The organism is Agrobacterium sp. 22-221-1 (assembly GCF_053522445.1).
Genome location: NZ_JBNWCL010000005.1, coordinates 208,559 through 218,662 on the forward strand (window position 1 = coordinate 208,559; position 10,104 = coordinate 218,662).

8 protein-coding genes are annotated in these 10,104 nt (G+C 59.0%); 5 read left to right on the plus strand and 3 right to left on the minus strand.

Features of this window, described 5'->3' with window-relative positions:
* Positions 1 to 168 precede the first annotated feature (168 nt).
* Complete coding sequence (rpoC, locus tag ACQZ5N_RS10090) at positions 169 to 4,377, plus strand: DNA-directed RNA polymerase subunit beta' (RefSeq protein ID WP_059762645.1); 4,209 nt, start codon at positions 169 to 171, stop codon at positions 4,375 to 4,377.
* Between the two features lie 142 nt (positions 4,378 to 4,519).
* Here the strand turns inward: rpoC and ACQZ5N_RS10095 are convergent, their stop codons facing one another.
* From ACQZ5N_RS10095 to ACQZ5N_RS10105, 3 genes are all read right to left on the minus strand, one after another.
* The gene (locus ACQZ5N_RS10095; protein ID WP_448732816.1) at positions 4,520 to 5,605 is read right to left on the minus strand and encodes a helix-turn-helix transcriptional regulator; all 1,086 of its coding nucleotides are present in this window, start codon (positions 5,603 to 5,605) and stop codon (positions 4,520 to 4,522) included.
* Positions 5,606 to 5,703: 98 nt separating this feature from the next.
* Positions 5,704 to 6,054 (minus strand): VOC family protein, encoded by a 351-nt coding sequence (locus ACQZ5N_RS10100; RefSeq protein WP_448732817.1) that lies wholly within the window; start codon positions 6,052 to 6,054, stop codon positions 5,704 to 5,706.
* Between the two features lie 11 nt (positions 6,055 to 6,065).
* The gene (locus tag ACQZ5N_RS10105) at positions 6,066 to 6,359 is read right to left on the minus strand and encodes a hypothetical protein (protein ID WP_035262574.1); all 294 of its coding nucleotides are present in this window, start codon (positions 6,357 to 6,359) and stop codon (positions 6,066 to 6,068) included.
* 526 nt (positions 6,360 to 6,885) lie between these two features.
* Between ACQZ5N_RS10105 and rpsL the strand changes: the two genes are divergently transcribed.
* The 4 genes from rpsL to ACQZ5N_RS10125 form a co-directional block, all read left to right on the plus strand.
* Positions 6,886 to 7,257 carry a 30S ribosomal protein S12 gene (gene rpsL, locus ACQZ5N_RS10110; RefSeq protein WP_003507760.1) on the plus strand — a complete coding sequence of 124 codons (372 nt, stop codon included), beginning with the start codon at positions 6,886 to 6,888 and terminating at the stop codon, positions 7,255 to 7,257.
* A 78-nt stretch (positions 7,258 to 7,335) separates the two neighbouring features.
* A complete protein-coding gene (rpsG, locus tag ACQZ5N_RS10115) occupies positions 7,336 to 7,806 on the plus strand; it encodes a 30S ribosomal protein S7 (RefSeq protein ID WP_003507761.1) in 471 nt (156 codons plus the stop codon).
* Between the two features lie 34 nt (positions 7,807 to 7,840).
* Positions 7,841 to 9,940: an elongation factor G gene (gene fusA, locus ACQZ5N_RS10120; RefSeq protein WP_003523732.1), complete on the plus strand. Its 2,100-nt coding sequence runs from the start codon at positions 7,841 to 7,843 to the stop codon at positions 9,938 to 9,940.
* A 65-nt stretch (positions 9,941 to 10,005) separates the two neighbouring features.
* Positions 10,006 to 10,104 (plus strand): GTP-binding protein (locus tag ACQZ5N_RS10125; RefSeq protein WP_141681087.1); only part of this gene is annotated, 99 nt, incomplete at its 3' end.

Sequence of the window (10,104 nt, forward strand, 5' to 3'; positions counted from 1 at the left end):
GGGCGCCTTCAAGGGCGCCTGCCGGTTTCCCGGACGGTATTGGCCGGTTCGGGACACTTTCGCCGCATTATGCGGTTAATCCGTATTTAAAGCTCTGGACGGTGACCCGGGAAGAAGCCGGTCCAGATGCAAACAGGGGCAGCAGCTAGCCTCTCAAGGAGACAAGGCATGAACCAAGAGGTCATGAATCTTTTCAATCCTCAGGTGCCTGCGCAGCATTTCGATTCCATCCGGATTTCGATCGCTTCGCCGGAAAAAATCCTGTCGTGGTCCTACGGCGAGATCAAGAAGCCGGAAACCATCAACTACCGTACGTTCAAGCCGGAACGCGACGGTCTCTTCTGCGCGCGCATCTTCGGACCGATCAAGGACTATGAGTGCCTGTGCGGCAAGTACAAGCGCATGAAGTACAAGGGCATCATCTGCGAAAAGTGCGGCGTCGAAGTGACGCTGTCGCGCGTTCGCCGTGAGCGCATGGGCCATATCGAGCTCGCAGCGCCGGTTGCTCATATCTGGTTCCTGAAGTCGCTTCCCTCGCGTATCTCGACCCTGCTCGACATGACGCTGAAGGATGTCGAGCGCGTTCTCTATTTCGAGAACTACATCGTCACGGAACCGGGCCTCACTTCGCTGAAGCAGAACCAGCTTCTGTCCGAAGAAGAGTACATGATCGCCGTTGACGAGTTTGGCGAAGACCAGTTCACCGCCATGATCGGCGCTGAAGCCATCTATGAGATGCTGGCTTCGATGAACCTCGAAAAGATCGCTGGCGACCTGCGCGTCGAGCTTGCTGAAACGACTTCTGACCTGAAGCAGAAGAAGCTGATGAAGCGCCTGAAGATCGTCGAGAACTTCATGGAAAGCGGCAACCGTCCGGAATGGATGATCATGAAGGTCGTTCCGGTCATTCCGCCGGACCTGCGTCCGCTGGTTCCGCTGGATGGCGGCCGTTTCGCGACGTCCGACCTCAACGATCTCTATCGCCGCGTCATCAACCGTAACAACCGTCTGAAGCGCCTGATCGAGCTTCGTGCGCCGGGTATCATCATCCGCAACGAAAAGCGTATGCTGCAGGAATCCGTCGATGCGCTGTTCGATAACGGCCGTCGCGGTCGCGTCATCACGGGCGCCAACAAGCGTCCGCTGAAGTCGCTCTCCGACATGCTCAAGGGCAAGCAGGGCCGCTTCCGCCAGAACCTTCTCGGCAAGCGCGTCGACTATTCCGGCCGTTCGGTCATCGTGACCGGTCCGGAACTGAAGCTGCACCAGTGCGGCCTGCCGAAGAAGATGGCGCTCGAACTGTTCAAGCCGTTCATCTATGCCCGCCTCGACGCCAAGGGTTATTCCTCGACCGTCAAGCAGGCCAAGAAGCTGGTTGAAAAGGAAAAGCCGGAAGTCTGGGATATCCTCGACGAGGTCATCCGCGAGCATCCGGTTCTCCTGAACCGCGCACCGACGCTGCACCGTCTGGGTATCCAGGCTTTCGAACCCATGCTGGTCGAAGGCAAGGCCATCCAGCTGCACCCGCTCGTCTGCACGGCCTTCAACGCCGACTTCGACGGTGACCAGATGGCTGTCCACGTTCCGCTTTCGCTGGAAGCTCAGCTCGAAGCGCGCGTGCTGATGATGTCGACCAACAACATCCTGCATCCGGCAAACGGCCACCCGATCATCGTTCCTTCGCAGGACATGGTTCTCGGCCTGTATTACCTGTCGATCATGAACCAGAACGAGCCGGGCGAAGGCATGGCCTTCTCGGATATCGGCGAGCTTCATCACGCGCTTGAAAACAAGGTCGTGACGCTGCATGCCAAGATCCGCGGCCGCTTCAAGACCGTGGATGCCGATGGCAAGCCGGTTTCGAAGATCCATGAGACGACCCCCGGCCGTATGCTCATCGGCGAACTTCTGCCGAAGAACGTCAACGTGCCTTTCGACGTCTGCAACCAGGAAATGACCAAGAAGAACATCTCCAAGATGATCGACACGGTCTACCGTCATTGCGGCCAGAAAGACACGGTCATCTTCTGCGACCGCATCATGCAGCTCGGCTTTGCCCATGCCTGCCGCGCCGGCATTTCGTTCGGCAAGGACGACATGGTCATTCCGGACAGCAAGGTGAAGATCGTCGGCGACACCGAAGCTCTCGTGAAGGAATACGAACAGCAGTATAACGATGGTCTCATCACCCAGGGCGAAAAGTACAACAAGGTTGTCGACGCCTGGGGCAAGGCTACCGAAAAGGTCGCCGAAGAGATGATGGCACGCATCAAGGCTGTCGAGTTCGATCCGGAAACGGGCCGCCAGAAGCCGATGAACTCCATCTACATGATGTCGCACTCGGGTGCTCGTGGTTCTCCGAACCAGATGCGTCAGCTGGGCGGCATGCGCGGCCTGATGGCGAAGCCGTCGGGTGAAATCATCGAGACGCCGATCATCTCGAACTTCAAGGAAGGCCTGACCGTTAACGAGTACTTCAACTCGACCCACGGTGCCCGTAAGGGTCTTGCAGACACCGCTCTGAAGACGGCGAACTCGGGTTACCTGACCCGTCGTCTCGTCGACGTCGCGCAGGATTGCATCGTCAACTCCAGGGATTGCGGCACCGACAAGGGCCTCACCATGACCGCCATCGTCGATGCCGGTCAGGTCGTTGCCTCGCTCGGCGCACGTATCCTCGGCCGTACGGCCCTGGACGACATCGATCATCCGGTTTCCGGCGAAAACATCGTCAAGGCCGGTACGCTGATCGACGAAGCCGACGTGGCTGCCATCGAGAAGGCCGGTATCCAGTCCGTCCGCATCCGTTCGGCTCTGACCTGCGAAGTGCAGATCGGCGTCTGCGGCGTCTGCTACGGTCGTGACCTTGCACGCGGTACGCCTGTCAACATGGGCGAAGCCGTCGGCGTCATCGCCGCACAGTCCATCGGTGAACCGGGCACGCAGCTTACCATGCGTACCTTCCACCTTGGCGGTACGGCGAACGTGGTCGACCAGTCGTTCCTCGAAGCCTCTTACGAGGGCACGATTGCGATCAAGAACCGCAACATCCTGCGCAACTCCGAAGGCGCACTTATCGCGATGGGCCGTAACATGGCCGTCACCATTCTCGATGAGCGTGGCCAGGAGCGGTCTTCGCAGCGCGTTGCCTATGGTTCGAAGATCTTCGTTGACGACGGCGACAAGGTTAAGCGCGGTCAGCGTCTTGCAGAGTGGGACCCCTACACCCGTCCGATGATGACGGAAGTGGAAGGTACCGTTCACTTCGAGGACCTCGTCGACGGCCTCTCCGTTCTGGAAGCCACCGACGAATCCACCGGCATCACCAAGCGTCAGGTTATCGACTGGCGTTCGACGCCGCGCGGTTCGGACCTCAAGCCCGCAATCGTCATCAAGGACGCTTCCGGTGCGGTTGCGAAGCTTGCCCGTGGTGGCGAAGCCCGCTTCCAGCTCTCGGTCGACGCCATCCTGTCGGTCGAGCCGGGTGCGAAGGTCTCCCAGGGTGACGTGCTTGCACGTTCGCCGCTGGAAAGCGCCAAGACGAAGGACATCACCGGCGGTCTGCCGCGCGTTGCCGAACTGTTCGAAGCCCGTCGTCCGAAGGACCACGCCATCATCGCAGAGATCGATGGTACGATCCGTCTCGGCCGCGACTACAAGAACAAGCGTCGCGTGATGATCGAGCCTGCGGAAGACGGCGTCGAGCCGGTCGAATACCTGATCCCGAAGGGCAAGCCCTTCCATCTTCAGGAAGGCGACTATATCGAAAAGGGTGAATACATCCTCGACGGTAACCCGGCACCGCACGACATTCTGGCGATCAAGGGCGTGGAGGCTCTGGCTTCCTACCTCGTGAACGAAATCCAGGAAGTCTACCGTCTGCAGGGCGTTGTGATCAACGACAAGCACATCGAGGTGATCGTTCGCCAGATGCTGCAGAAGGTCGAGATCACCGATGCGGGCGACAGCCAGTACATCGTCGGCGACAATGTCGACCGTATCGAGCTGGACGACATGAACGACCGTCTGATCGAAGAGGGCAAGAAGCCGGCTTACGGCGATCCTGTCCTGCTCGGCATCACCAAGGCTTCGCTGCAGACGCCGTCCTTCATCTCGGCCGCATCCTTCCAGGAAACCACCAAGGTTCTCACGGAAGCTGCGATTGCCGGCAAGACGGACACGCTGCAGGGCCTCAAGGAAAACGTCATCGTCGGCCGCCTCATCCCGGCCGGTACTGGCGGCACCATGACGCAGATCCGCCGCATCGCCACCTCGCGCGACGACCTCATTCTCGAGGAACGCCGCAAGGGCACCGGTGCAGGTTCTGCGAACCAGATGCTGCAGGACATGACGGACCAGGCTCCGGCCGCCGAATAAGGCGGAGAAGGGCAGGGGCTTTGCGAAGCCCCGCCAAAGTTCAGAACAAAACGCCCGGAGCAATCCGGGCGTTTTTGTTTATGTGGAACAGGGACCTGTGGCTTTTGCGGTTGGTCGGCGTCTCCAGCCACGTGCGGCGGGCTCAGCCCTGTTCGCGGATGTTATAACGGGTGAGGACGGAAAGCCGGCGAACGAGATCGGTCTGGCCGGTGCTGCCGGTCTTCGCATAGATCGACTTGGCGTTGCTGCGCACCGTTTCGTGGGAAATCTGCAATTGCTTCGCCACGGCGGGAAGCGAAAGCCCCTTCATGATTTCCAGCGTCACACGGGCCTCGCCCCTGGTGAGGTCGTAGAGCCCCTTTAGCAGTGAGGTCGCATCGGCGACGGTGCCCATGGGTTGCGATATCAGCACGATGGCGCAGCCTTTCGGGGACAGATCCAGTGCGTTCCTGCGCAACGGTATGACGTGGAGGATGCAGGACCGATCTTCGCCGGTCGGCAGCGGGAACGAACCGATATTATGCCCGGCAAGCGCCTTATAGAGCAGCCGGTTCACTCTTTCGTCGGCAATCACGATCCTGTCGTGGGCGCGGGTGGAAATACATTTCCTGAGGGAGAGAAACATGTCGTTTGCAGACAGCACACGTCCGCTCGCCTGAAGCACCGCCGCCGGCGCCCCGATGGCGTTCAGTCCCAGCGTCATGGCGTCGGCTTTCTGCCGTTGCAGCCGGGTTGCCAGCGTGAGGCTGCGGGCAATATGCGGTCTCAGCCGGTCGAGCGCCGCCATGGTTTCCGGCCCTATGACGCCGCTATCGAGCTTGCGTTCGAAAAGCACCGTCATTGCCGGATGGTCGGGCGGCGCAACCTGGGTGGCCGCGCCATATCCCAGTCCGCGCGGTATCAGGAAATCGCGCACGATCGGCAGGCCGGCCCATTCATCATGGGTGAAGACATCGAAATCCTGCACGAAGGAAAATTGCCCCTCACGGATTGCGCGGGTCAGGCGGTCGTTTCGGCGGTTCCAGCCGCCATCCATGAAGGCCTGCATCAGTTCCTGGAAATTGGGCGTGTAAAGCCAGGCTTCTTCTTCACCCTTGCCCCAGGTAAGGGCGCCACCCCAGAAATCCAGCCGGTGGCCGATGGCGGCAATGACCTGTGCCCAACGATCGGGGAAAAGCGCTGCCTCATAAATGTCATCGATAATGTCTGCCGACAATATAGTATTCAACCCGTCACTGGAATCTTGTGTCGGGACTATTTAAACCTCATATTCCGGTATTGTTCAACGTATAATCAAATAATACTATTGTATTCAAAGTATATAATCTATGAGTGACTTAATATATTGACCAATTTGCCAAAGGGATCGCGCAGAAACAGCCGGCGCACGCCCCAGGCCTCGGTAACCGGGCCATAGTCGATCGGCAAGCCCGCTTTCAGGATTCTTTCGTGGATCTCTTCGAAATTATCGACCTCGATGGAAAGGTCCGGCACTGCCGTGCCGGAGCCGCCTTCGCTTGCGAAGCTGACCTGCGTCCTGGCTTCGAGCGGACTGGCATAGGTCAGGATCCAGCCGTGGTCCATGGCGACGGTCATGCCGAGAATATCGCCATAGAACGCCTGAGCCCGCGCGGGGTCCGGCGTTGCGATGTTGGCGACGACACGTCTTACCGCCACGGACCTGCGCCTCAGGCGAAGCGGATGATGGCGACTTCGCCTTCGAGCGCGCCCTGATAGGCGGAGGCGTGCGGCTCTTCATCCGGCACGTCGGTCAGCATGCCGATCTGGTCGAGATCGGCTTCGATGAAACCTTCCTCGGAAAGCGCGTTTAGCGTTTCGCGCACGGCGGTATCGTCGTCCGGCGCCCGCAGGATGACGTGGATGTCGATGCCCTCGGAATTGTCGGTCTCATAGGCCTTGCCGATGACGATGAAGACCATCGGCTCGTCGCGTCCGTTGTCGTTGTCGGGGAGGGTGCTCATGACGCGGTTCCTTGATCTGTCGTTGCTGTGATGCGGGCCGAGGGAATCGGTCCCGCCCATGGCGGAGCCGCTCCGGCCCGCCATGGGGAATCAATAGACGGATTTTATGAAAAGCCAAAGCGTGGAGGTCAAAATCGCTGCCTTCTGTGCCGACTTATGTTAAAGCGGGTTGGAAATGGCCCGGACGTGGGCTTTGCGGCCATGGGTGGCGGCGCAAAATGTGGATTCACCCTTGACGAAAGCTGGCTAAAACAGTAGTACGCCCGCCATCGGAGCCTCTGTGGGTGCTGGCCGTTCGGTAACCTTTTTCCCGAACATCATCTCAAACGGGTCTCCATTGCACGTAGAAGACACGAATGTTGCACGCAAGACGCCTCATCCGGTGTCCTCTGCTCTTGGTGGTCCATCCGTGAAAACGGATCGGGCCACGTTTTGCGCATGAGGATATATGCGTGCATCGTCGCCGGCAACGGCATAGCCGCCACCCGTGAGGGTGGCTAAAGTAGTTTTTGCAAGGGATGGTTATATGCCTACCGTAAACCAGCTGATCCGCAAGCCTCGCCAGGCACAGGTAAAGCGCAACAAGGTTCCTGCTCTTCAGGAAAACCCGCAGAAGCGTGGTGTTTGCACCCGCGTTTACACGACGACCCCGAAGAAGCCGAACTCGGCTCTGCGTAAGGTTGCCAAGATCCGCCTCACCAACGGCTTCGAAGTCATCGGCTACATTCCGGGCGAAGGTCACAACCTTCAGGAACACTCCGTGGTCATGATCCGCGGCGGCCGCGTAAAGGACTTGCCGGGCGTGCGTTACCACATCATCCGCGGTGTTCTCGATACCCAGGGCGTCAAGAACCGCAAGCAGCGCCGCTCCAAGTACGGTGCGAAGCGTCCGAAGTAATTCGGGTTTAAACAAATTCCGGCGCTGCGCGAGGTTCTCCGCGTGGTTTAGCGTCAATAACATTGAGAGACAAAGAATATGTCCCGTCGCCATAGTGCAGAAAAGCGTGAGATCAACCCGGACCCGAAGTTCGGCGATCTGGTCGTCACCAAGTTCATGAACGCCATCATGCTTCACGGCAAGAAGTCGGTCGCAGAAAGCATCGTTTACGGCGCATTCGACGTCGTTCAGGGCAAGACGAAGCAGGAGCCGCTCGGCGTGTTCCACTCCGCCCTCGACAACGTTGCTCCGCACGTTGAAGTGCGTTCGCGCCGCGTTGGTGGTGCCACGTATCAGGTTCCCGTCGACGTTCGCCCCGAGCGCCGTCAGGCCCTCGCTATCCGCTGGCTGATCACGGCCGCCCGCAAGCGCAACGAAACGACCATGGTCGATCGCCTTTCCGGCGAACTCATGGACGCTGCGAACAATCGCGGTTCCGCTGTCAAGAAGCGCGAAGACACGCACAAGATGGCCGACGCCAACCGCGCATTCTCGCATTACCGCTGGTAATCTTAACCGGTCGCATATCGAAAGGCAGTCCATTATGGCTCGCGAATATAAAATCGAAGACTACCGCAATTTCGGTATCATGGCGCATATCGACGCCGGCAAGACGACGACCACCGAGCGTATCCTTTATTACACCGGTAAGTCGCACAAGATCGGCGAAGTTCACGATGGCGCTGCCACGATGGACTGGATGGAGCAGGAGCAGGAGCGTGGTATCACCATCACCTCCGCTGCCACCACGACCTTCTGGAAGGGTCGCGACGGCAAGATGCGCCGCTTCAACATCATCGACACCCCCGGCCACGTCGACTTCACCATTGAAGTCGAGCGTTCGCTGCGCGTTCTCGACGGCGCCATCGCGCTGCTCGACGCCAACGCCGGTGTTGAGCCGCAGACGGAAACCGTCTGGCGCCAGGCCGAGAAGTATCATGTTCCGCGCATGATCTTCTGCAACAAGATGGACAAGACCGGTGCTGACTTCTACCGCTCGGTAGAAATGATCAAGACCCGTCTCGGCGCCATCGCCGTTGTCATGCAGCTGCCGATCGGCGCTGAGACCGAGTTCAAGGGCGTTATCGACCTGATCGAGATGAACGCACTCATCTGGCGCGACGAATCGCTCGGCGCTCAGTGGGACGTCGTCGAAATCCCGGAAGACATGAAGGCCAAGGCTGACGAATATCGCGAAAAGCTGATCGAGACCGTTGTCGAGATCGACGAAGAAGCGATGGAAGACTACCTGAACGGCATCATGCCCGACAACGACAAGATTCGTGCGCTCGTTCGCCGCGGCACCATCGACGTGAAGTTCCACCCGATGTTCTGCGGTACCGCGTTCAAGAACAAGGGCGTTCAGCCGCTTCTCGACGCCGTTGTCGACTACCTGCCTTCTCCGCTGGACATTCCGGCGATCAAGGGTATCGACTTCAAGACCGAAGCCGAAATCGAGCGTCATGCCGACGACAGCGAGCCGCTTTCCATGCTCGCGTTCAAGATCATGAACGACCCCTTCGTTGGTTCGCTGACCTTCGCACGTATCTACTCGGGCAAGCTCGAAAAGGGTACGTCTGTCATCAACACGGTCAAGGACAAGCGCGAGCGCGTCGGCCGTATGCTGCAGATGCACTCCAACAGCCGTGAAGACATCGAAGAAGCCTTTGCCGGCGACATCGTTGCTCTGGCTGGCCTCAAGGAAACCACCACTGGCGATACGCTCTGCGATCCGCTGAAGCCGGTTATCCTCGAGCGCATGGAATTCCCCGAGCCGGTCATCCAGATCGCGATCGAGCCGAAGACCAAGGGCGACCAGGAAAAGATGGGCCTCGCGCTCAACCGTCTGGCTGCTGAAGATCCTTCGTTCCGCGTCAAGACGGATGAAGAATCCGGTCAGACGATCATCGCGGGCATGGGCGAACTTCACCTCGACATTCTCGTTGACCGTATGCGTCGCGAGTTCAAGGTTGAAGCAACCGTCGGCGCTCCGCAGGTTGCCTACCGCGAAACCATCACGCGTCAGCACGAAGAAGACTACACGCACAAGAAGCAGTCCGGTGGTACCGGTCAGTTCGCTCGCGTGAAGATCATCTTCGAACCGAACCCCGAAGGCGAAGACTTCAAGTTCGAATCCAAGATCGTCGGCGGTGCTGTTCCGAAGGAATACATCCCGGGCGTTCAGAAGGGTATCGAAAGCGTTCTGTCTTCCGGTCCGCTGGCTGGCTTCCCGATGCTCGGCGTCAAGGCGACGCTGGTCGACGGTGCATTCCACGATGTCGACTCGTCGGTTCTCGCCTTCGAAATCGCATCGCGTGCCTGCTTCCGTGAAGCAGCGAAGAAGGCTGGCGCACAGCTTCTCGAGCCGATGATGAAGGTCGAAGTCGTAACGCCGGAAGACTATGTCGGTGACGTTATCGGCGACCTGAACTCCCGTCGTGGTCAGATCCAGGGCCAGGAAAGCCGTGGTATCGCCGTCGTCATCAACGCGCATGTTCCGCTCGCGAACATGTTCAAGTACGTCGACAACCTGCGCTCCATGTCGCAGGGCCGTGCACAGTACTCGATGACGTTCGACCACTATTCGCCGGTTCCGTCGAACGTGGCGCAGGAAATCCAGGCTAAGTACTCCGGTCAGAAGTGATCGGGGTACGCCCCACCGAATTTTGAAGATTATTCCCGTCAAGGGACAAGAATGGAGAGCCACTAATGGCAAAGAGCAAGTTTGAGCGCAATAAGCCGCACGTCAACATTGGCACGATCGGTCACGTTGACCATGGCAAGACGTCGCTGACGGCAGCGATCACG